Source organism: Planomicrobium soli (genome assembly GCF_003014655.1).
GTDB classification, from domain to species: domain Bacteria; phylum Bacillota; class Bacilli; order Bacillales_A; family Planococcaceae; genus Planococcus; species Planococcus soli_B.
Genome location: NZ_PYAT01000010.1, coordinates 63,229 through 84,579 on the forward strand (window position 1 = coordinate 63,229; position 21,351 = coordinate 84,579).

Annotated in this window: 20 protein-coding genes, 1 other RNA gene and 2 pseudogenes; 2 read left to right on the forward strand and 21 right to left on the reverse strand. The window is 39.7% G+C overall.

Going from position 1 to position 21,351, the window contains the following annotated elements:
• Nucleotides 1–68: 68 nt before the first annotated feature.
• From B0H99_RS13125 to B0H99_RS13165, 10 genes and pseudogenes are all read right to left on the reverse strand, one after another.
• A pseudogene (locus B0H99_RS13125) lies at nt 69–1,601 on the reverse strand (glycine betaine uptake BCCT transporter); the annotation flags it as partial.
• Nucleotides 1,602–2,007: 406 nt separating this feature from the next.
• The gene (locus B0H99_RS13130; protein WP_106534146.1) at nt 2,008–3,645 is read right to left on the reverse strand and encodes a tetratricopeptide repeat protein; all 1,638 of its coding nucleotides are present in this window, start codon (nt 3,643–3,645) and stop codon (nt 2,008–2,010) included.
• Nucleotides 3,646–4,032: 387 nt separating this feature from the next.
• On the reverse strand, nt 4,033–4,158 hold the full coding sequence (locus B0H99_RS18165; protein ID WP_281258874.1) for a hypothetical protein: 126 nt from the start codon (nt 4,156–4,158) through the stop codon (nt 4,033–4,035).
• Nucleotides 4,159–4,185: 27 nt separating this feature from the next.
• A pseudogene (lepB, locus tag B0H99_RS13135) lies at nt 4,186–4,748 on the reverse strand (signal peptidase I).
• A 454-nt stretch (nt 4,749–5,202) separates the two neighbouring features.
• On the reverse strand, nt 5,203–6,204 hold the full coding sequence (locus B0H99_RS13140) for an anti-sigma factor (RefSeq protein WP_106534148.1): 1,002 nt from the start codon (nt 6,202–6,204) through the stop codon (nt 5,203–5,205).
• Entirely contained in the window at nt 6,188–6,718 is a 531-nt protein-coding gene (locus B0H99_RS13145) for an RNA polymerase sigma factor (protein ID WP_106534149.1), read from the reverse strand. Before B0H99_RS13145 ends, B0H99_RS13140 begins: the two co-directional genes overlap by 17 nt.
• Before the next feature lie 307 nt (nt 6,719–7,025).
• Nucleotides 7,026–8,495, reverse strand: a complete 1,470-nt coding sequence (gene nhaC, locus B0H99_RS13150; RefSeq protein ID WP_106534150.1) for a Na+/H+ antiporter NhaC — start codon at nt 8,493–8,495, stop codon at nt 7,026–7,028.
• A gap of 273 nt (nt 8,496–8,768) precedes the next feature.
• Nucleotides 8,769–9,125 (reverse strand): aminoglycoside adenylyltransferase domain-containing protein, encoded by a 357-nt coding sequence (locus B0H99_RS18230; protein WP_106534151.1) that lies wholly within the window; start codon nt 9,123–9,125, stop codon nt 8,769–8,771.
• A gap of 22 nt (nt 9,126–9,147) precedes the next feature.
• On the reverse strand, nt 9,148–9,999 hold the full coding sequence (locus B0H99_RS13160) for a DUF2785 domain-containing protein (RefSeq protein WP_245894536.1): 852 nt from the start codon (nt 9,997–9,999) through the stop codon (nt 9,148–9,150).
• A 240-nt stretch (nt 10,000–10,239) separates the two neighbouring features.
• Nucleotides 10,240–10,746 (reverse strand): Type 1 glutamine amidotransferase-like domain-containing protein, encoded by a 507-nt coding sequence (locus B0H99_RS13165; protein ID WP_245894537.1) that lies wholly within the window; start codon nt 10,744–10,746, stop codon nt 10,240–10,242.
• Nucleotides 10,747–11,152: 406 nt separating this feature from the next.
• Between B0H99_RS13165 and B0H99_RS18080 the strand changes: the two genes are divergently transcribed.
• Entirely contained in the window at nt 11,153–11,404 is a 252-nt protein-coding gene (locus B0H99_RS18080; RefSeq protein WP_106534152.1) for a SunI/YnzG family protein, read from the forward strand.
• 267 nt (nt 11,405–11,671) lie between these two features.
• Here the strand turns inward: B0H99_RS18080 and B0H99_RS13180 are convergent, their stop codons facing one another.
• From B0H99_RS13180 to B0H99_RS13200, 5 genes are all read right to left on the reverse strand, one after another.
• Nucleotides 11,672–12,118, reverse strand: a complete 447-nt coding sequence (locus B0H99_RS13180) for an NUDIX hydrolase (RefSeq protein ID WP_106534153.1) — start codon at nt 12,116–12,118, stop codon at nt 11,672–11,674.
• A 183-nt stretch (nt 12,119–12,301) separates the two neighbouring features.
• Nucleotides 12,302–12,925, reverse strand: a complete 624-nt coding sequence (locus tag B0H99_RS13185; protein ID WP_106534154.1) for a class I SAM-dependent methyltransferase — start codon at nt 12,923–12,925, stop codon at nt 12,302–12,304.
• 94 nt (nt 12,926–13,019) lie between these two features.
• Nucleotides 13,020–13,475, reverse strand: coding sequence for a hypothetical protein (locus B0H99_RS13190; protein WP_106534155.1), 456 nt, complete (start codon nt 13,473–13,475; stop codon nt 13,020–13,022).
• Nucleotides 13,476–13,547: 72 nt separating this feature from the next.
• The gene (locus B0H99_RS13195) at nt 13,548–13,865 is read right to left on the reverse strand and encodes an inner-membrane translocator (RefSeq protein WP_106534156.1); all 318 of its coding nucleotides are present in this window, start codon (nt 13,863–13,865) and stop codon (nt 13,548–13,550) included.
• 145 nt (nt 13,866–14,010) lie between these two features.
• Nucleotides 14,011–14,697: a class D sortase gene (locus tag B0H99_RS13200; RefSeq protein WP_181313672.1), complete on the reverse strand. Its 687-nt coding sequence runs from the start codon at nt 14,695–14,697 to the stop codon at nt 14,011–14,013.
• Between the two features lie 251 nt (nt 14,698–14,948).
• Between B0H99_RS13200 and B0H99_RS13205 the strand changes: the two genes are divergently transcribed.
• Nucleotides 14,949–15,539 carry a CHRD domain-containing protein gene (locus B0H99_RS13205; RefSeq protein WP_106534157.1) on the forward strand — a complete coding sequence of 197 codons (591 nt, stop codon included), beginning with the start codon at nt 14,949–14,951 and terminating at the stop codon, nt 15,537–15,539.
• Between the two features lie 134 nt (nt 15,540–15,673).
• Here B0H99_RS13205 and B0H99_RS13210 read toward each other — a convergent pair whose 3' ends face one another.
• The 6 genes from B0H99_RS13210 to secG all read right to left on the reverse strand — a co-directional run bounded on the left by B0H99_RS13210 (nt 15,674) and on the right by secG (nt 21,287).
• Nucleotides 15,674–16,099, reverse strand: a complete 426-nt coding sequence (locus B0H99_RS13210; protein ID WP_106534158.1) for a hypothetical protein — start codon at nt 16,097–16,099, stop codon at nt 15,674–15,676.
• Nucleotides 16,100–16,564: 465 nt separating this feature from the next.
• Nucleotides 16,565–16,918: a transfer-messenger RNA gene (gene ssrA, locus B0H99_RS13215) on the reverse strand.
• Between the two features lie 87 nt (nt 16,919–17,005).
• Nucleotides 17,006–17,470, reverse strand: a complete 465-nt coding sequence (smpB, locus tag B0H99_RS13220; RefSeq protein ID WP_106534159.1) for an SsrA-binding protein SmpB — start codon at nt 17,468–17,470, stop codon at nt 17,006–17,008.
• A 50-nt stretch (nt 17,471–17,520) separates the two neighbouring features.
• On the reverse strand, nt 17,521–19,836 hold the full coding sequence (gene rnr / locus B0H99_RS13225) for a ribonuclease R (protein ID WP_181313670.1): 2,316 nt from the start codon (nt 19,834–19,836) through the stop codon (nt 17,521–17,523).
• A gap of 23 nt (nt 19,837–19,859) precedes the next feature.
• Complete coding sequence (locus tag B0H99_RS13230) at nt 19,860–20,606, reverse strand: alpha/beta hydrolase (protein WP_106534160.1); 747 nt, start codon at nt 20,604–20,606, stop codon at nt 19,860–19,862.
• Between the two features lie 453 nt (nt 20,607–21,059).
• Nucleotides 21,060–21,287, reverse strand: coding sequence for a preprotein translocase subunit SecG (gene secG, locus B0H99_RS13235; RefSeq protein WP_106534161.1), 228 nt, complete (start codon nt 21,285–21,287; stop codon nt 21,060–21,062).
• Nucleotides 21,288–21,351: the final 64 nt, after the last annotated feature.

A 21,351-nucleotide genomic window follows, 5' to 3' on the forward strand; every position in this document is an offset into this window, starting at 1 on the left:
CCATCCTTCGTAAAACACTTCACTCATTATACCTGTTATTGAACAAAAAAACCGCCGAAGCGGCGGTTTTATCGTCTGCGTTTCATGGCTTTATACTCGAGATTCAACGATTTATAGAAAGATCCCATCATTAGAAGCATGATTATAGAAAACGGGAACGCTGAAATGATCAATGCTGTTTGAAGTGCACCGAGGCCTCCTGCTGACAATAGAATAACAGCGATAGACGATTGAGCAAGGCCCCAAGTAACCTTTATCGCATTTGATGGATGCAGTGAACCGTTTGTTGATTGCATGCCAAGAACGAATGTTGCCGAGTCGGCGGAAGTAACAAAAAACGTTGTAACCAATAAAACTGCAATGATAGATAAAATTGTACCCAATGGCAGTTGATTAAACACGGCAAACAAAGTTTCAGATGTCAATAAGCCAGTTAAATCGGTACCACTGTTTTGGACATCGATAGCCGTTGAACCAAATGCTGCAAACCAGAAAAAGCTGAGCAACGTAGGTACAACTAAGACACCAAATAAGAATTGACGAATCGTCCGGCCTTTTGAAACCCGAGCGATGAATATCCCAACAAATGGAGACCAGGAAATCCACCATGCCCAGTAAAAGATTGTCCAAGCATCAATCCATGCACGGTTTTCATCATCAACCGGAGCCGCACGGAAACTCATGCGCATCAAATTTTGAAAATAGCTTCCTATTGAATCAGTGAACATGTTCAAAATCAGCAATGTCGGCCCTAAAATCAACACCAGGACAAGAAGCGAAATCGCCAATACCATATTGGTGTTCGACAAATACTTGATACCTTTACTTAGTCCGCTCCATGCAGATATCAGGAATAGAACAGTAACAATAGCAATAATAATGATTTGAACTACAAAGTTGTCTCCAGGAACTGCATCAAATAAGAATGCTAAACCTTCATTGATTTGGATAGTACCGAAACCAAGCGTAGTGGCGACACCCACTGCAGTGGCGAAAACCGCAATAACATCCACCAAAGTTCCCAAAGGCCCATTCATTTTTTCTCCGAATAGCGGCTTCAAGGTTGCTGAAATAAGGCCAGGTTCACCTTTGCGGAATTGGAAATACGCAAGGGACAGCGCAACTACTGCATAAATGGCCCAAGCATGGATCCCCCAATGGAAAAATGTAAAACGCATGGATTCCCGGAATGCTTCTGCCGTACCAGGCTCCGCTGTAGCAGGATCAATTGCATAGTGGGACAGCGGTTCAGCTGCTCCCCAGAATACAAGCCCAATACCCATGCCTGCCGAGAATAGCATAGCAATCCAAGTACCAAAGGAAAACTCCGGTTTGTCAGTGTCTTTCCCCAATCTAATATTCCCCATCGGACTAACAAGGAAAAACAAGCAGAATAAGACCATAAGCGAAACGATCAGCAAATAGTACCAACCGAATGACGTTGTCAGGAATGTTTCTATATTCCCGGTAACTTCTGCAAAGTTATCTGGCGCAAACGCTCCATACCCGACAGCCAACAAGACCAGTGCGAGTGAAATCCAGAAAACATTGGTTACTTTCTTCATATAGTTTCCTCCCAATCTATTTATCACAATATCTAACGTTACGTGAGTTTCGTATGGTTGTCAACTGCCCTTTTGGTCAATGATGAAATTGAATCATTATATTAATGTCTTATTTTCTTTATTAATTACCTTAGATTTATGATTAATCATACAGTTCTCATCTTTTTGTAATAACTATACCATTGAAGTATAAGAGTTGAATAAAATAAAGATGAGGACTTTATTTCTATCGGCTTGATAGAAAGTGAGGAGGAATAAAGAAAGGGGAATTGCAGAAAACCTATCTTTTAGCCATACCTAAATTAACATTCACTATAGAAAGCTTTTCGGTATCGATTCAGCAATAAAGCATGAGCCGCAACAAAAAAAAAACAAAACAAAGAAAGAAAAAAAGCTGGCGGTTACCAGCTTAATATTTACTATGGAATTTCGGGACAGCACCTTAATACTTTCCTATTAATTGCTTTTCAAGACTTTGCTTTAACTCTATCAAAGCCCCCCGTTCTACTCTTTCGCCTTCAGCATAACTGCCAAGAGCCTGATCGATCAAAGCGATTTTTTGCCCCTGATTTTCCACACCTTTGTTAATAGTGAATCTTCCGTTCAATAATTCAAGATATCCTTTGAGCGGATGCCCGTTTTCAATATGACTTTCTAGAACCGCTATTTCACTAAGGATACCTTCGTTCCAGTACCTCCCTTCCTCCGTTGAAGCTTCCACAGCTAATTTTGCGGTTTTTAATGCTTCAGGTATATCTATGAATAACTGGCTTTCCGCCAAATAACCATAAGAATCAGCTAGATTTTCTCTTTCTTCAGCTTTAGCCAATTCCAACTCTTTTTTTCGGTAGATTATTGCCTGTTCATATTCCCCGGCTTCCGTATACAAATTTGCTATCCGGTGGTTAACCAATTCCAGATTTGGTGCTGTAGCTGCAATTTCAAGAAAAAGCTCTAGTGATTTCTCATAATCCTTCTCCTTTCTTTCCATCAAATCTGCTTTATCCCATAATTTTAATATGGTTTGAACTTCGGCAAAGAACGCAGCCTCATAAGCTTCCATTGTTTTTCCTGTTACTTTCTCAAAACTTTCTTGGAAACTAGAATCCTGCATTTCCAAGAAAATTTTTGAAATAACATCGTCTCCTTCTCTACTTACCAAGTACTGGAGAAAGCTGCCGCTTTGAAAATAAGGGCTGTACGGCTCAGGCAAATGGTTTTCCCATTGACCGTGCGTTTCTAGATATTGAAATTCTATGTATTCTGTATCCTGCATGAGTGAACGGGACAAACTTTCTTCTTTTTCGGATAAGTAAGTTGCGACTCCCTCATTAAACCAATTAGGAATTTCAAATCTATTTATACCCTGCTCCCGTGCAATATTCAAAAAAAGATGATGAACGTATTCATGAATTACAGTATTTTTCTCAATGGGCATAGGCAGATGTATGGTTTGATCAAATTCCTGATAAAATCCAGTATACGCATTATTGATCGACTCTCTTACAGGCATAGTAAGAGAATCGTTATATAGAACAATGGAAACTTCAGCATCGGTTTTACCGCCTAAGTTTTTTTCAATCGATGGCTTATTTGCTTCAATGGAAGCGATAATTTGATCGATTGCTGCAGAAGGATCGGCACCTTTTTCATAATAGAAAGTGATGCCAGACTTCCTCGTTTTCTCCAACTCCGCTAAGTCCAAGGCGCCTTTATGGCCTGTTATAAGCTCTTGATAATAACTTACTTTTTGTTCTACCGTTAATTCGGTCTTTTCGGTTAAACTTTGTTCTACGTCATATAAAAGCATGTTGCCAGCAACTATAAAAAATGCAAGCACAAAAAAGACGATAGAAGAAAATACGCTAGTTAAGCAAGCTGCCAAGCCTTCATTATGCGGATCTCCCTTTTTTATATAACGGACTACTGTATAAGCAGCAACACTAAAAGCTAATAAAGCTGCCGCAAGCAAAGCAACTAGCCCTTCTTCTGGCTCTAAAAATAAAAGAACAATCCAAAAAGCAATAGAGCTCATGGTTATTCCTATAACACCAAACAACACTACTTTGATTCCTTTCATTTCGCACCCCTAGATTAAGAGTTGTAGAGATTGCTCTTCTTATTAAGAAGAATTAAACAGTCGAGTTATACCATTTCTTTACTTGTAGATATCAATTTTTTTCAAAATAACGCACATGTATAGATAAACCCGTTCTACATTTTCTGGTCTTAAAAGGAAGACAGCTTTGCAAGTCCCCACTTATCTACTTCATGAATCAATCTTTGTAAAACTCAATTGCTTAAAAAGCTTTCATCACTTTCTTCTCTTTGCCGCATCGACCGCATTTATAAATGAATAAAGCTGTCACTTCTCGATCGTAGCCTATTTGTTCAAATCGATGCAGTCCCACTCTGCCTGAAAGACTTTTTTCTTGATTGGTAATCAGTAAGGAGATACCTAATAAAGTTACCCCGTCACAATCAAGATATAAGGGATGTTGTATAAATTGAAGATTTCCCTAACATCTGCTAAAAGAAGAATTACTCCTATCAGAACAGATAGTGAAGCGATTGTTTTCAACTTGGCGAACAAACAAACTCCTCCTCTAGCTTTTCGAACTTACTCCACAATGCCGATATCGCTGTATGGCCAAAAGACATATTTTGTACTACCAACTATACTATCTATCGGCACAAGACCAATGATTCGGCTATCTGTGCTATTTCTTCGATTGTCTCCTAGAACAAAAACATGTCCTTCTGGAATTACCTGTACTTCTGTTAGTTCTTCAAGAGAAAAATCCTCTGTCAACGAAATGCCTGTCTCTTGTATGGCTTTAAGAGAAGTTAAATAAGGTTCATCTTGGATTTCTCCGTTTATGTATAACTTATCATTTTCGTAAACTATTTGATCTCCAGAAATTCCAATCACTCGTTTAATATAATCCTTATTTTCTGAAACATGAAAAACCACAATATCCAATCGGTCTGGTTCACCGACTAAGTAACCGATTTTAATGGCAATCATTCGATCGCCATTTTTAAGCATGGGCATCATTGATTCCCCATCTACAACAATCGGCACAAAAAAGAAAAACTGAATGCTCCCTGCTGCTGCAAAAGCAATAAAGAGAACTTTTGCCCACTCCAAAACTCATTTTTCCCTTTTTTTACTTCTTTCATTATTTAATCCCCCTGCCTTTGCATAATGAAAGGTTTTATTTTGATAATTGACTATTTTTTTTACAACTTAAAAAGCTGCATAACCCTTTAAGTAAATCCCACTCCCCAATACAGAAAACTCATAACGAAAAAGACCGATCCAAAAACGGTCATCTTTTTAGGCAATTTGCCTTTGCTATAAATTAGCGCTAATCCGATAATTAAATGAATGCTAAAAAACAGAAAAGGAGAAATGTTTGTCGACCTCCTAATTTAATTTTATGTTCTAGATTTATCATCAACCATGAATATTAGTTTATCATAAGAAACATTTATTTCCATATCATCCTCAATTTTCTTATAAAATTGAAAAAGGCTTTATAGATGCTCAATCAACTTATATAAAAAAAACCAAGTGCTTCAAAAAGCTGCTTGGCCTTTCTTAGTAATTTATGCTGCTTATTATTTCAGCCTTTTACTCCACTTCCCAATTCCAAAGTTCGACTTCACCCAGCTGTTCTCCTCGGACTGTTTCTTCATCTTTAAGTTTCAAAAGTTCTTTGACCGGACCGGTGACAACTGCTCCATATACGATAAAACCCTTATTTTTTATATAATTGTGGCGTTCATTTAAATACCCAAGCCCTAAAAAATCGTCATAGTACGATGAAGGTTTTTCAGAAAGCAATGTTTCCATATGCTGAAGCATCACTTTCTTGCTTTCTTCCACACTTGTTTGGTTAAGCGAGTACGTTAATGAATCCGCCAGAAAATTTTCAGAAGCCGTACGGCCTCCGGTCAAACCGATTGGGTTATTGACCGAGAGGCTATCATTGCTCCCGCCCCAACTCGGATCAAACTCTTCAAACTCGCCTGAATGGAGCGGCATCCATAAAATATCAATATCGTATGGTTCCAGATCTTTTACAAGGTTCTCTGGCGACATAAAACGATCAGTTGAGAATGCCAACTCCGCTACAGTACCTTCATGGAGCATCTCAAGCGTTTCCCATACGTTCGCTTCTGAATACGCCTCTAATTTTTTTCCGTTTCGCGGATCTTCTGGATAAGAAAAAGAAAATTCAGCGAGCAGGTCTTTCCCAGGCAGGTCATATTCCACATAGGAGTTGCTGGTTGAAATACGTTTTGTAATAGTTGCCTTACCTACGGCTATATCGGATTTCCCAACTCTTTTAAACAAAGGATAAGAAAGCTTCTGTGTACCGAAAGGCGTGACATTTTCTTCTTCATATTTAAATGACCCTCGGAGATTCGGGACCTTCCAGTCAAGAGCAAGTTTTGTATAGAAATCGTGTTCTTTCGCAATGTTCATTCGATCTGAAATAATGTTCAATGCCATCATATACAGCCCGTATACCAGCACTACTAAAAGCAATAGCCGGAGAATCCGGAAGGTCAAAGTAAAACGGGACTTCTTCAAAATTCTTCTTTCTAATTCCTTATTCCATTCTGTCATACTGCCACCCTTTCTTCTTAGCAACTATTCCCAGTTTCTTTCTGGCACGGTATAAATTGACCTTCACTTGGTCTTCTGTCAAGTCCAATGCCGCTTTAATCTCGGCATAGCTAAACTGTTCCACTTCCCTTAAGTAAAGGATGCTTCGGTACTGTTCCGGCAAGTACCTGAGCAACTCATTCAAATCGCTGGCTCTTTCCTGCGACAAGATAGCTTCTTCCGGCAATCCGTAAGGACTGATCATTTCTTCGCTTGTTTGGAATAACTTTACTAACGGGATGACCTGTCTGCGTTTTCTTTTCCGCCATTCATCTATGTATACATTGCGCGCCACTTTGAATAGCCATGCCCGTGCTTCTTCCCCCTCATATGTATGAAGCGAAATTGTCGCCCTAACAAAAGTTTCTTGAGTTAAATCTTCCGCCAAATGGGCAGAACCCGACATTTTCCATAGGAAATAATAAAGAGGTTTTGAATAAAGTTTAAACAAATTCTCTAGCTGATAATTTTTCATTTGTTCCCCCTTTATCTATTCCTACTAGTAACACGTTCCACTTCCTATAATGTTACAGTTTTTCCAGAAATATTTTCGAATAAGTTTTGCTTTGAGTGCTTATCTTTGAGCCTCTTCAATGTAAAAAGCCAAAACCTTGCAACAGGTTTTGGCGCTGATGCTTATATCGATTATCGTTTCTTCATCTGCCTACTCCTGCTCCTATCCTTTTCAACTTATTAATCAAATTAAGAATCTTTTAGCTACAGCTGTAGGAAAGAAAATATAAAAAAGCACCAAGCTGTGACCAGCTCGATGCTTTTGAGTGTTACGTCAACACAGATCCTGACGGTTCGGTTTCTTCGTTCTCATCTGCATGTCTTGCTTCTTTTTCTTCCAATGCCTTTATTTCTTCATCTGTTAAGAATTCGACCTTCAAACCGATGAACGCCATGACGATTGAAATAATTGGGACGGCGTAGTTCAAGACAGCATAAGGCGCGTAGGCAAATGTTCCGACTCCCAGCGTCGCAAAAATAAAGACGCCACATGTATTCCAAGGAACCAAAGGCGAAGTGACTGTTCCGCCATCTTCTAGTGCACGCGATAGATTTTTTGAATGCAATTTTTTATCCCTGAAAGCTCTGGCATACATTCTTCCCGGAAGGAGGATTGATATGTATTGTTCAGATGCTGTAGCATTCGTAAAAAATGCGGAAACAATTGTGGCTGCGATAAGGCTGCCTGCTGATTTCGCCACCTTTAAAATTTGTTTTACAATTGCTTGAAGCATTCCAACTTGTTCCATGATTCCACCGAAAATCATAGCCACTATAGTAAGTGATACGGTGTACATCATCGACTCGATGCCACCGCGGTTAAACAGGTTATCGACCATTTCATTGCCACTCGCAATAGCATATCCATCATGGAGTGTATTGACTGCATCAGCCACATTGCCCCCCTGGATAAATACGTGGCATAGCCATCCCAGCAAAACGCCAATAGCAAGTGCTGGCAATGCTGGCACTTTTTTGGCTACCATTACAACAACGGCGAGCGGCACAAGCAATAACCATGGTGATATCACGAAATTGCTTTCTAATGCTGTTAGAATAGTGCTGATGTTGCCTGTATCTACCGCTGCCCCGCCGAATTGCCGGCCAAGGATAAAGTAAACGATCAAAGCAATGATAAGGCCAGGAATAGTAGTATAAATCATATGCTTTATATGTACGAACAAGTCCGTTCCAGTGATCCCTGCTGCTAAATTTGTTGTATCAGACAGCGGAGACATTTTATCGCCGAAATAAGCCCCGGAAATGACGGCGCCGGCTACCATTGCTGCCGGAATTCCCATACTCATGCCAATTCCCATACCGGCGACACCAATTGTTCCCATCGTCGACCAGGAACTACCGATTGCCAAAGTGACAATTGCACATATAATACAGATTGTTACCAGGAATAAGGACGGTGTGATGATTTTCAATCCATAATAGATCATAGTAGCGACAATACCGCCGCCAATCCAAGTTCCGATGATCAAGCCGACCAAGATGATAATCACAATTGCCGGAAGCGCCAAACGAATCCCTTTATAAGCTCCTTCTTCAATCACATTCCATTGGTAGCCATAACGCCAGCCGATAAAGGCTGCAACTGCTGCACCAATCAATAAAGGTACGTGGGGACTTCCTTCAAATTTGATGATGGTGACTGCCATAATGGCGATCATGACCACTAACGGAATTAAAGCCATTAAAAAAGGAATTTCGATTTCCTGCTGTTTTTTCATAACCCATCTCCTCGCTGCCTTTTGTGAAAACCCTTTCATTTATTTTGCCACGGCTCTTAGAAAGGTGCAAATGTTTTTTTCTAATATTTTAAACAATAATTCCTTTGCGCAAAATATTTTTGCACCAATTCTTTAATATTATAGTTGATTTATTTCAATCCATACAAAAAGCCAAAACCTTTTAGCAAGATTTTGGCAAATGAAAGGCAACCTATCTGTCGGTCAAAAACCATCTGCTGCTTTTTGACCGACAGATTCCCTATACTTCTTGTCTTATATTCTTCTTAGCTGATCTTCTATACTTTTTTTGAAATAATCTCTTATTCTATTCAAATCGCTTTCAGAGAAAATGGCAGCTGACTTCTCTGTTTCATAAGCCTCTGATGCTTGCCTGATTATGGCGTGAAATCTTTTTGGAGGATTTGATCTACCCCATATTCCGGCTTTTTGCTTCGAGGTTATAATTGATTGAATCTTACGCAAAGAATCGGAAATAAATTTTTTTAGTTCCGATGAACACGTGTCCCAGGCGTATGACATTATAAAGTCCTTTCTTCTGTAGTTTATTATGTATTTCTCATAACTTGTTAATATTAATTTAAAAGATATGAAGGTTTTGTTGAGCAGCATCTTAATCTATACTTTTATTAACTTAAATTTCTAAGAGGCAAGTTTTAATGCTCTTTTTAAGTGATGAAAAGTTTTTATCATCGGCAATTTTTATGTAGAAGCTTTTTAGAAACTTTTTACAGTTAGCGTATAAAATCCAATAATTCTCTTCTTCGATTCTCCTTTTTTGCTCTTCTAACCTTAAAGGTATATTCCGTAACAAATCTACAATCAATTTATGCTCTAAACCTCTATTCAGCATTTTTACTATCGGTATTAGAATTCTCTCTTCTTCGTCGTGGATATAGATAGCATTTGAAACCAATGCTTTATTCCATAAGGCTTTCAGTACTTCCAAATAAAAATCTTGATGAATATATTTATTTTTAATAAGCTCATCAAATGCATCAGCAACATGAGCAATGCTATGCGCCCATCCTTTTCCCATAACAAATCCTCTTAAATCATTTTCCAGACCGATATAGCTAATTAGTTTCTCCTTTATTTCAAAGACCATATCACTAGAAAGAAAATCCTCTTCACTATTTCTATGTAAAATGAGCGCTATTAATAACGTCGTAAAAGATCTAGTGAACACAGTATCCGTTTCAGTTTCTCCTATGCCTTTGAACAGCCTATTGGCAGCCAAACAAGAAGTTAGAATCTCGATCAAGAGTTCTTGATCAAGTTCTTTCTCCAGTATCAATTTCGAAAAAGTTCCGTAAATCAAACCGTCCCTTAATTCGCTATCAAGTGAACCAATATGTTCAAGCATTGAGTTCACTAGAAGAATTTCATTTTCTTTCTCCCATGCCTTCTCGCCTGCTAGTATATCTTTTAAAACTTTCTTTAAGTCATGTGCTTCCATTACAGCTGTATCAGACAATGAAGTCATTACTCATCTCCTAATTTAGTTTTTTGTCAGTTACCACACATAATTTTCTCTGCCTACCTGTTCACGATAATAAACGCAGACTCTGTATTGAAGACGGCAAGAGCTCTTCCTTAATCTTCTCTTTGAAAATAAAAGCGGGTTTTATCCCAATAATTTTTACATACCCATCACTAAAATAAGCGCCAGTTCCCTCAGGCAAAACTAGTACCGGTTTCTTATAATCTGTTATATAGTCTTTAATCATCTCGTCGTTTTGAGGTTCATATGACACCAAACATCAAAACCGTGAATCAAATTTAAACCATTACAATCTCTCAACTTTACGTCATTATGATCAAGGTGTGCACACGTCATTATATTTGAACCTAATATGATGGCACCTGCACTTCCGCCATATAGTATACCGCCACTTTTTATAAACTCTTTTAACACTACATCGAATTTTGAGGTGCGTAAGTCGTTTAGCAAAGAGAAGGTATTTCCTCCTCCGATATAGACAGCTGAAAACTGCTTTAAATTCTCAAGGGTCCTGTTATTCAAATCGGTCCACATTATAATTTCGTCAATGCCTAAAGGCTTAAATACACTACTCACCCACTGATAGCAATCAGCAGAAGATATTATTCCTTTCATGGCTATCGGAATATATAATAACGGCTTAGTTAAATCGATTCTTTTTGCAAATTCCTGATCGAATTTCTTTCCTTGCTTTTCATCTCCACCACCGGATATAAATAGCTTTACCATTATACTCTCCTTTATCTATTGGTCATCGTTTCATTTTTTGCGCTTTAAGTTAGCAAGGTTTGTAAGTCGCGGAAGACTACTTTATTACTTATCAAATTTTAGGCTTTGTTATAAATTTATGTTGATATTTAAATTACTGCCGTCCAAAAGGTTGGATTGACCATTTTAATGGCGCGGCTACTAATATCTCAACCATTACTTGAGCCGGTTTCAATACTTGGATATTATTAAGCATCGCAATGACGATACTATTATTATTAAGATGATTATTGATCGTTGTCTATTTCCCACAAATGTAACTAATGAAAATATTAGAAAAAGGGATAAATTCAATGAAACGTTAACTATGTAATACCGTATACATATGTAGAACTAATTTTGTTTTGTCTAGAAGGGGTTGAAGTTTATGTTCGGTATAAATGTGAAAAAATCTAATGACATAGTTACTATTAAGTGGCAGTTATCGAAGGTGGAAATCCCTGCATCTGATATTATCGATGTATCTTTAGACGATACATATGGTGGCGAGGACAAGAAAGCTTTTAGAATAGGTACACCATACGGAACCACTGATAGAGTAGTAATCAAGACGAAGACACAGACTTATATTCTATACACCACAAATCCTACCTCTATCAAAAACAAAATACTGTCGTAAAAGGAACCTATAATGGTTCCTTTTAATTTTTTATAATTATTAACATTAAAATTTAACAGAGCCTAATTTTAAGCCAATCAATAAGAATTGAAGTTTTCTCTGCATATTTCTTAACTTCTAGTATTGTCTCCACTACTTGGTTTGTACCCATCTTTTGTTCTTCATTTGTACATTCAATCCATAAAGAACGCTTTAAACTGTATTCAAGCCATCCTAATTCACTTGAAAAAATCTTCCCAAGAGCAGTTACTTTCCCTTGCACAATTTTCAATTATTAATTAAATAACTCTCTTTTGCTTTTACCAAGTCATTAGCGAGCTGAATATTCTCCTTTAAATAACTCGGTATTTCAGCACTATCTAATATTTCTTCAGTAGACATCCAATTGACGCTTGCCACTTCGTCTGGATCTTTCGCGATTGGTTCTCCCGCTTGGTAAGAGCAAAGAAACACAATATCTATCACATGTGTACCTGAATCGGTAACAAATGAAGAACTGTTGACATAGGCAAGATTCGATATGATAACACCGACTTCTTCTTCAACTTCCCTTATTAAGGTTCTCTCTAGAATATCGGTAGAGTTTCCTTCCTTATCTACTTTTCCTCCTACAAGAGCCAGTGCGCCAGCCGCATGTTCTTCTTTTTCGCTTCTTCTTACAATCAGCCATTTCTCATCTTTATAGATTGCTGCTTCGACATTTACAATAAACATTGTTTCTACTCCATTCTTATAATTGTTTCTCTGCTTTTCTTTAAATTGTTTTTTATGTAAGGTATAACTTTTATTTTCGAGTTACAGTATCGCTTACTATCTACTATATCCATTCGTTTCAAGTTAATCCATTTAATTTCCAGAATATAATAGTAAAAAGCGCCAAAACCTTCTAAAGAGGTTTTAGCGCTTACTACTATTATGAACATTCACTTCAACACTGCTGCTTATAAACATAGATGCATCTTGTTTCGCAAAAATGCCCTTGCCATGATGGAAGGTTTTTATTGCAATTGACTTAAATCCAACTTTAGCTAAAAATTCTTTTAGTTCTTCATGTGAAAAACCACTATGGATTTTGGGATGATTGACGTTTTCGTTTTTATCGAAGTCAATAATGATCAACTTGCCGCCATCTGTTAAGATGCTAAACAATTCTCGTAAGATTTTTTCAGTATCCGGAATATGAAGAAGGACTAAGGACACTAAAACGATGTCCGCCTTAAATTCAGGAGTTTCTTTTGTAAAATCCGCATAGATAGTTTCTGCATTGCTAATTCCTCTTTGAGCAATTTTAGCTTCTGCAACGTCGAGCATTTGTTTTGAAGAATCGATTAACAAAATAGAATCCACTAAATCTGTTAACTCTAAACTTATTAACCCCGTGCCGCTTCCGTAATCAATCAAAGATTTAGAACTGCTATCTCTCAATTCCGGCCTTACTTCCTGAATGATCACTTTAGCCAGTTCGATTCTTTCTTCTGTATCGTATCTCTTCGCCATCTCTTCAAAGACGTTCTGATCCATATGCCACTCTCCTAATTATTAAAGCTGCCTAGAGGTATTATAACAAAACCAAAATTTAGAGATGTCCCCCATATATCAAAAATCTTCGTACCTTCTAACTATCATAATTGAAATTGCGTTTAATCAACTTTTTCCATCTTTTTTGCCTCCACCGATAAAAGATATAGGCAAACACCCCGATAACTGGCGTTAACACTCCTGCGTCAATCTCAATTGCATCTGTATATAGGGTTTTGTGGTTTCCGATATTAATTAAGCTGATCTGATGATCCCATTTGCTTATTAGTTTGCTGTAGCCATTATCCCGAATAAGTTTTTTGTTTGGATCGATGGTGATGACTATCCATTGTTTGCCTAATGGAATTAACCCTAAAAGATACATTTTGACCAAATACTTTCCTTCACTCAATTCTCTTGGGAGTAGCTGTCTGCGCAATGACTTGAACTTTATAAGCGGCTTGCTAATATACAAAAGCGATTTGGATTTTCTAATTTCATCAAAAAACCGGTCTGAATTGCAGTTGAAGACGGACTTAACTGTAACCAACATGCTTCTTCCCCCCGTTATATACAGGCATTATAGTCCTCGGTTTGTTTAGAAAAAGAGCCAGTTCGATTTTTATCAATGGCTTCGATTTTTTTTAATAACCGTAAACAGCCACCGGTTAAATCCAATCACTAAAAGAATGACCCCATTAATGAATATCAGTAGCGCTAACATCGCTCCGCCGTACCCCGCACCTTCACGCGTGTCTTCCGGACGCCACTCGACAAAATGGAGAAGTGATTCACTGATGATCACTCTAACCACAGGCGCAAGTGCCATCAGGATGAGGCCCGAAACCATCAAATCTAATTTTTCTTCTTTTGACAGTTTAAAGAAAAAAATATTAAGCGTTATTAAAATTATAAGAAAACCTACCAAAATAAAATCCGCCATAATGCCACTCCCTAGTGGTTAAATTCCGCTCTTCGATTAAAAAAAAAAAAACGATAAAATTTTTCAAGCCCACATTCTATTCTAAGCTTCCCGACAAACAGAAAAGCCTTTTCGATTAAAAGGCTTTATTTCAAAAGATGTTAAATTACATTTTTGTTATGTTAACAAGCGGAGCTTCTATAATATAGCGATCGGGAGCCGCTCCTATGAACGTGAACGGGTAACAAGTAGTCAGTGTTAATGTCGGTTCATTCTTGGCAACGATCACTGTGCGGTCTTTGGCATCCGTAACCCATGTCTTTTTTATCTCATATTCATACTGCACGTTTTCAAATTGCACATACATCCTGTCGCCTTCCTTCAAATTGCCAAGTTCACGGAAAACCGTATCTCGGTGCCCTGAAAGCACTGTATGGCGTTCTCCGTCTGGAGGTGTAGTAAATTTTCCAGGATGATAACCGACTCCTTGGGTTAATGTTTCATCATCCGTTCCCCAGTACATCGGGTATTTCATATCAAGAGAAGGAATGAGCAGCCAGCCAATTTTTTCCCCTCGCTCGTATTCCTTATAGTCCCGCTCTTTTGGTTCTTCCGGTTTTTTAGCTTTTTTTGCGGAGAGTTTAACTTCCTCTTCAAGAGGGTCTTCCAGTTTTTTCACCGGTGGTTCTTCATTTACTGGCGTTAGACTATCTATTTTTTCGATTTCCAGATTTTCGATTTCATCCGCTTGTGCAATATCGTTTGCACCGATGGGCTGCCGGCCAGAAGATAGTTCGGAAAACCACACAAAGCCGTTCCAACCTGAAAACAATACCCCCAGCACAATAAGCATCACTCCGAGATTTCTCCTCAAGTTTTTCACTCCTAATAAACTTAATAGAGCAAACTTATCGTCCACTCTCCTGGCTATTTAGAAAATCTATAGTTGAATCTATTTATCTGTTATTTTACTGGATATCCGCAGGAATTTTAGGTTTTTACAAAAAAAATATTAAATTAACATTAAATTCGCATTTTTAAGAATATTCTGTTGTATAATATGGTATCGTCGAAAGACGAAATTTGCAAGAAGGAGCTTGATATATGAAAAAGTACATGGCTTTACCGGTAGCTACAGTGTTGGCAGTCGCGGGGTTTGCAGGAACAGTTTTCGGTGCTCATGAAGGTCAGAAGTTTATGGCTGAATTGACACCAGATCAGGAACCTATAGAAGTCGAAAGCAATGCCACGGGAGATGCACATATCCATTTCAATGAAGATGGAACGTCTTTGGAATTCACAGTAAATGCCGAGGATCTAGAGAACACGATGGCAGGACATTTCCATAGCGGTGCTCCTGGCGAAAACGGACCTGTCGTAGTACCACTCTTTGAAAACGACGAACCGACAGATTATAACGGAGAAGTCGCAACAGGCACGGTGACGGAAGAAGATTTAACTGGAGAGATGAGCTGGGATGAGTTTACTAAAGCCATGGTGGAAGGCAATATCTACGTAAACCTTCATACGGAGCAGTATCCTGATGGAGAAATACGCGGACAAGTTATGATGGCTGATGGCGACGAAATGCCAACTACAGCATCTAATGGCCCACTTTACACGATGCTTGGGATGCTTGCAGCATTAACGGGCGGACTCTTGCTCATTGGCAGAAACAACAAGAAAACTGCATAAGTAATTTCTCCAAAAAGCTGAGCTTCTACTTGCCTGTCATTCACCTATGATACAAGTTCAGCTTTTTTGTTTTGGTTGACATTTCTTCTAGTGGATAGAAATTTCAAAAATGACTTTAAACGAATGCCTTTGGTTCATGTTTTCACAATAGGAGTAACTGCTACTCTTTTTTCAATTGCTATACGCAAGTTCGAAATCACACCAAGAAGCAATAGTAACGACATCACCATTTTTTCGAAAGGAGTCCCCAATAATTGCTGTATAAATCCAAAAGACCATAATGCTACAAAAAACCACGCGATAATGGTTGTTCCACTTTTGTATTTCTGGAACATGTTTTTCCCAACCCTAATTGTGAAAGCTCCTCCAAAAATAGACATAAGGATATTAATAATGGATATTGGGAGCTGAGTTTCTAAGGATTCTGATCTTCCGCCATTAACCCATGTTAAAGGAATTATCCCAGTCAAAATAAGCACTTGTATTAAGATCGTCAAAGCGTAAAAACAAATCCCCATCCATACAGCCGTTTCCAACTTAACTTTTCTAAGCTTTTCCAATACATACTCACCTCATTCTTCCTTTTATTAGTTATTTCCGTTAGAGTCTATTCTAGATGCTTTTGCCCACTTGATCTGTCCTCTCTTCAATACACTCTTATTCGCTAAAATAAGGGGAAATCCTTTTTAGCTATTTGAAGTTTCGCACAAGTTGCCCTGTAGACAGTCTAGCCACGAAAGAAGAATTTTATCGTATCAGTTCCACATATATAGAAGTAATACGATTGCCAACTTACGGTCTTTCCATTCGAGCACTTTTTACTTTTTTATCCGTTTCAATTTAAATGTTCCCCCATGTTTTTGCCCATAAAAAAATCTTCTAATTTAAATAAATTAGAAGATAATAATCTAAACTTGATAAAATATGTAGGGATGAAAATAGGGACATTGTATAAGAGTTCAACTCCCGCACAATATCCCTAACTTCATAAAACCTTAATACCACTGTGTTTAGCAGTTATCTCACTATGGAGACGGCGGGAGTCGAACCCGCGTCCAGAAACTCCGCTACTTGAGCCTCTACGCGTGTAGCTTACTTATTAGGATTTCATGCGCCATTCTGCCAATAAGCGGGCGTCTTGGGCACTAACTTGCGAATCTCTTGCCGGCAGCTCAAGTGGCACTGCAGACCGTATCCCACTAAAGTTGAGCTTTACCTAGCCACATGGGCGATGGATAGATAAAGCAGATTCGAGCTTACGCTGCGAATGCTAGGTTTTGGTTTGTTTTGCCTGTTATTATAGGTACGTTGGTAACGAAGCCGATCCTCCGACGCGCAACCCAAGCCCAGATCATCCCTGTCGAATCCGTAACGTCCCCTCATTATAAAGGAACACGGAAAGAAGCAAAGCTTCTATGCTTGTGTTATATAGATATTATAAGACAATAATGGTCGCACTTCAAGCATTAACGGCTGCGGTCTTTCAACGCCCGGTCAATTTCGCGTTTTGCGTCTTTTTGCTTCAAGTCCTGGCGTTTGTCGTAGTTTTTCTTACCTTTACCGACACCAAGCAAAACTTTCGCATAGCCGTCCTTCAGATACATCTTCAGGGGAATAATATTAGAGCCTTGTACCTTCGACACACCAATCAACTCATTGATCTGCTTTTTATGCAGCAGGAGTTTGCGAACTCTTGTCGGCTCATGGTTAAACTGGTTTCCCTGTTCGTATGGCGCAATGTGCATATTGGAAATCCATGCTTCGCCATTTCGGATCCGCACAAACGCATCCACCAGCTGTACCTTGCCTTTTCGTGCCGATTTTATTTCAGTCCCCTGCAAAACAATGCCCGCTTCGATCGTTTCTTCAATAAAGTAATCGAAAGTGGCCTTTTTGTTTTGTGCAATAACTTTTCCATCACCTTTTGCCATCTTTTTTCACCCCATGTACAGTTGAAAAGGGCGGCCCGAGAGCCGCTCCCTTATTTTCTCTTTCTGCGGCTGCCTGATTTTTTTACAGCATCCTCATAAAACTTTTTCTTTTTGTTTTTGGGTTTGCGTGTCGGACCGACCTCGCCTTGCTTTTTCGTGCCGGTGCCTTCTTTTTTCGTCGCCCGGATCACTTTTGGTGCATCTCTTTTTTGGCGGCGCGGACTTTGGATCATTCCGGAAATTTCAAAATCGATGGACGACTCTTCCGGTTTGACACCGATCACTTTAATCTTGATTTCGTCACCAATGCGGAATTGCTTATTGGTGCGCTCTCCGATCATCATCATCGATCGGTCATCGAAACGGTAGAAATCATCCGTCATATTCGACACGTGGACCAAACCTTCAATCGTGTTCGGCAATTCAATAAACAATCCGAAGTTTGTGACCGATGAAATAACCCCGTCAAATTCTTCGCCGATTTTATCCTGCATGTACTGTGACTTCTTGAGTGCATCAGTATCGCGTTCCGCTTCGACTGCACGGCGTTCGCGCTCTGAAGTATGTTCTGCAATCTCATCCATATTTGCTTCCCAGTGCATGATCGTCGCTTTCGACAAATCTTTGTTGATCAAGTATGTGCGAATCAAGCGGTGGACAATCAAATCCGGATAACGGCGAATAGGCGATGTAAAATGCGTATAGAATTCCGTAGACAAACCGAAATGCCCAAGGCTTTCCGCAGAGTATTTTGCTTGTTGCATCGAGCGAAGCATCATCGTCGAAATGACCGGCTCTTCAGGCAACCCTTCGATTGAGTGGATAATTTTCTGCAAAGCAGCCGGATGTACTTGGTTGCTTGTTCCTTTGACCACAATTCCAAAGTTGGTTACAAATTCGAAGAAACGCTGCAGTTTTTCCGGTTTCGGGTCTTCGTGTATACGGTAAAGTGCCGGTACTTCCATACGGTGGAAATGCTCAGCAACAGTTTCGTTGGCAGCAAGCATAAACTCTTCGATCAGCTTTTCTGCAACGGTACGTTCGCGGACAACTACATCAACCGGATAGCCCTCTTCATCTACCAGCACTTTTGATTCTTTAAAATCGAAATCAATAGCACCGCGGCGCATCCGTTTTTCACGCAATATAGCAGCCAGTTCGCCCATCAACTCAAACATTGGTACGAGTTCTGCATATTTTTCTTTCAGTTCCTGATTATCCTGTTCCAAAATCTCATAAACGTCTGTGTACGTCATGCGCGCTGATGTATTGATGACGCTTTGGAAGATGTCATGGGACAATAATTCACCCATGTCATTGAAAATCATTTCGCAAGATAGGGTCAAACGGTCCACCTGTGGGTTCAACGAGCAAATGCCGTTTGATAAACGGTGCGGAATCATCGGGATAACGCGATCCGTCAGATAAATACTTGTTGCGCGGTCGTACGCTTCTCGGTCGATCGGTGAGTCTTCTGTCACGTAATGGCTGACGTCCGCGATGTGAACGCCCAATTTATAGGTCCCATCTTCTAGTTTTATCACCTGTACAGCATCATCCAAGTCTTTCGCGTCTGCTCCGTCAATCGTGACGATTTGCTGGTCGCGAAGATCGCGGCGGTCTGTCAGATCTGCAGGGTCAATCGTCTCCGGTACGTTATTCGCTTGTTCAAGCACATCTTCCGGAAACTCGGTTTCAATGCCGTATTTGTGAATGATTGATAAAATGTCCACGCCTGGATCATTTTTATGCCCCAGAATTTGCGTTACCATGCCGGTCGCTGATTTATGTCCGTTTGGCCATTCTGTAATTTCGACAACCACTTTGTGGCCATCTACTGCACCTAACGTATTTTCTTTCGCGATAAAGATATCAATGTTCATTTTCTTGTCGTCCGATACTACAAAACCAAATCCGCGGTTGTCCTGGAACGTCCCGACTACCTTCGTCGTTCCGCGCTCCAAGATGCGGATAATGGCGCCTTCCCGACGGTCTCCCGAAGACCCTTCTGAAATCCGGATCATCACCGTGTCTCCATTGACAGCACCGTTTACTTCATTCGGCGGAATGAACACATCGTCCATGCCCGCTTCTTCCGGTGCCACAAAACCAAAGCCTTTTGCGTGTCCAATAAATCTCCCGCGCATTAAGTTCATGCGCTCCGGCACTCCGTAGCGGTTTGATCGCGAGCGGACAAGCAGCCCTTTTTCTTCGAGTCTAACCAAGGTTTTCACCAGTTCTTTAAACTCATCTGCATCTTCAAAACCAAATTGCTCTTCTATTTCCTGAACAGTCAACGGTTTATAAGCGTCTTCGCGCATAAAAGTCAATAGTCGCTGATCCAGTGTCATTTCATTTGTAGCCATGTAATTTCCTCCTTCTGACGGTCTCATTCACTCCAATCGAGTGAATCGAGAAATGCTAATATATCATGGTGCAATTGTTCTTTTTCTTGATCGAGCGTGATAACATGCCCAGATTTCTCGTACCACTTTAATTTTTTATCGAAAGATTCCGCTTGCTCATAAATGACATTGGCAGAATCGGGGTTGATAACATCATCCAACGAGCCTTGGACCACAAATAACGGAGCATACACAAGATCCACATGTGTTTTAACGTCCGCAATCAGATTGCGCAAATCAACCAAAGACTCCATCGGGGTTTCTTGGAACTTCTTCATTTCTTCTTCGATAACTTCAGTGTCTTTTCCTTCATATTTCTTGTATTCACGCGCATATTTTAATACGCCTTCATACATGAGATCTGTTGTTTTCATGTACATCGGAGCACACATCGTAATCAGTCCCTTTACAGGGAATGTATACCCCACTTTCAAAGAAAATACGCCGCCCAAAGACAATCCTGCGACCGCAATCTCCTCGTACCCCTCATCTTTCAGCCTTAGATAAGCGGCTTCAACGTCTTTCCACCAATCGATTGGTCCTGTGCCAAGCAACTCTTCCGGCTCTACTCCATGCCCAGCATAATGCGGAGCTAATGATGTATAACCGTGTTTCTCAAGGAAACGCCCAAGCATCCGGACGTCCGCTGAATTTCCTGTAAACCCATGCAGCAACAATACTGCACGAGGTCCTGATTTAAAGAAAAATGGTTTTGGCTGCGATATCCGCATCAAAATCCCTCCATATAAGTTGTTAAAGTTTTGTTAAGCCGTAGTTGCAATAAAGAGTTTGCTTTCTATAAGCCGCTTCGGTCGCTCTGTGGATGGCTTCTGTAAGAAGCCAAGCAGAGTACGCCTGTCTTCTTACATCGCTCATCACCTGGACGCGCCGGCGCTCAGTTCCCCTATAAAAACAGAGAGACTTTTAGAAATATACTAAGTAATATTAAACTCACAAAATAAAAGATACTTGAAAACTATATTAAGCTAATAAGAAAGAGCGGAAGGCGGCGACTCCTGCGGGGAAAGCGTGAGTCCTGAGACCCCACAAGGAGCGAAAGCGACTGAGAAGGCTCAGGCCACGCCCCGCGGAAAGCGGCCGCCTGAAGCGATTTCTTAGAAAACAAATAACCTCATAAAAAGAAAACGCCTAACCAAAGATCGGTTAGGCGTAGATCATCTACATTAAACTTTCGTTACGGCGATAGCCAGTATAAAGAATAAGGCAGCAAGTACAATCGTTACCCGGTGAAGGATCAAGTCCACCCCGCGTGCTTTTTGCTTGCCAAAAAGTTGCTCAGCTCCACCGGAGATGGCTCCTGAAAGACCTGCACTTTTCCCTGATTGTAATAATACGACAACGATCAATGCGAGCGATACGATGACGAGTAAAGTCATTAACAACGTATGCATAAATTCCACCTCCTGAAAAGAACCTAACACTATCATTTAGTTTATCAAAATTTTTGAACTAAGA

What these genes read in the sequence shown, in the direction of transcription:
- B0H99_RS13130 (WP_106534146.1), bottom strand. Translation starts at nt 3,645, where the DNA reads ATGAAAGGAATCAAAGTAGTGTTGTTTGGTGTTATAGGAATAACCATG.
- B0H99_RS13140 (WP_106534148.1), bottom strand. Translation starts at nt 6,204, where the DNA reads ATGACAGAATGGAATAAGGAATTAGAAAGAAGAATTTTGAAGAAGTCC.
- B0H99_RS13145 (WP_106534149.1), bottom strand. Translation starts at nt 6,718, where the DNA reads ATGAAAAATTATCAGCTAGAGAATTTGTTTAAACTTTATTCAAAACCT.
- nhaC (WP_106534150.1), bottom strand. Translation starts at nt 8,495, where the DNA reads ATGAAAAAACAGCAGGAAATCGAAATTCCTTTTTTAATGGCTTTAATT.
- B0H99_RS18230 (WP_106534151.1), bottom strand. Translation starts at nt 9,125, where the DNA reads ATGCTGCTCAACAAAACCTTCATATCTTTTAAATTAATATTAACAAGT.
- B0H99_RS13160 (WP_245894536.1), bottom strand. Translation starts at nt 9,999, where the DNA reads ATGACTTCATTGTCTGATACAGCTGTAATGGAAGCACATGACTTAAAG.
- B0H99_RS13165 (WP_245894537.1), bottom strand. Translation starts at nt 10,746, where the DNA reads ATGGTAAAGCTATTTATATCCGGTGGTGGAGATGAAAAGCAAGGAAAG.
- B0H99_RS18080 (WP_106534152.1), top strand. Translation starts at nt 11,153, where the DNA reads ATGTTCGGTATAAATGTGAAAAAATCTAATGACATAGTTACTATTAAG.
- B0H99_RS13180 (WP_106534153.1), bottom strand. Translation starts at nt 12,118, where the DNA reads ATGTTTATTGTAAATGTCGAAGCAGCAATCTATAAAGATGAGAAATGG.
- B0H99_RS13185 (WP_106534154.1), bottom strand. Translation starts at nt 12,925, where the DNA reads ATGGATCAGAACGTCTTTGAAGAGATGGCGAAGAGATACGATACAGAA.
- B0H99_RS13190 (WP_106534155.1), bottom strand. Translation starts at nt 13,475, where the DNA reads ATGTTGGTTACAGTTAAGTCCGTCTTCAACTGCAATTCAGACCGGTTT.
- B0H99_RS13195 (WP_106534156.1), bottom strand. Translation starts at nt 13,865, where the DNA reads ATGGCGGATTTTATTTTGGTAGGTTTTCTTATAATTTTAATAACGCTT.
- B0H99_RS13200 (WP_181313672.1), bottom strand. Translation starts at nt 14,697, where the DNA reads ATGCTTATTGTGCTGGGGGTATTGTTTTCAGGTTGGAACGGCTTTGTG.
- B0H99_RS13205 (WP_106534157.1), top strand. Translation starts at nt 14,949, where the DNA reads ATGAAAAAGTACATGGCTTTACCGGTAGCTACAGTGTTGGCAGTCGCG.
- smpB (WP_106534159.1), bottom strand. Translation starts at nt 17,470, where the DNA reads ATGGCAAAAGGTGATGGAAAAGTTATTGCACAAAACAAAAAGGCCACT.
- rnr (WP_181313670.1), bottom strand. Translation starts at nt 19,836, where the DNA reads ATGGCTACAAATGAAATGACACTGGATCAGCGACTATTGACTTTTATG.
- B0H99_RS13230 (WP_106534160.1), bottom strand. Translation starts at nt 20,606, where the DNA reads ATGCGGATATCGCAGCCAAAACCATTTTTCTTTAAATCAGGACCTCGT.
- secG (WP_106534161.1), bottom strand. Translation starts at nt 21,287, where the DNA reads ATGCATACGTTGTTAATGACTTTACTCGTCATCGTATCGCTCGCATTG.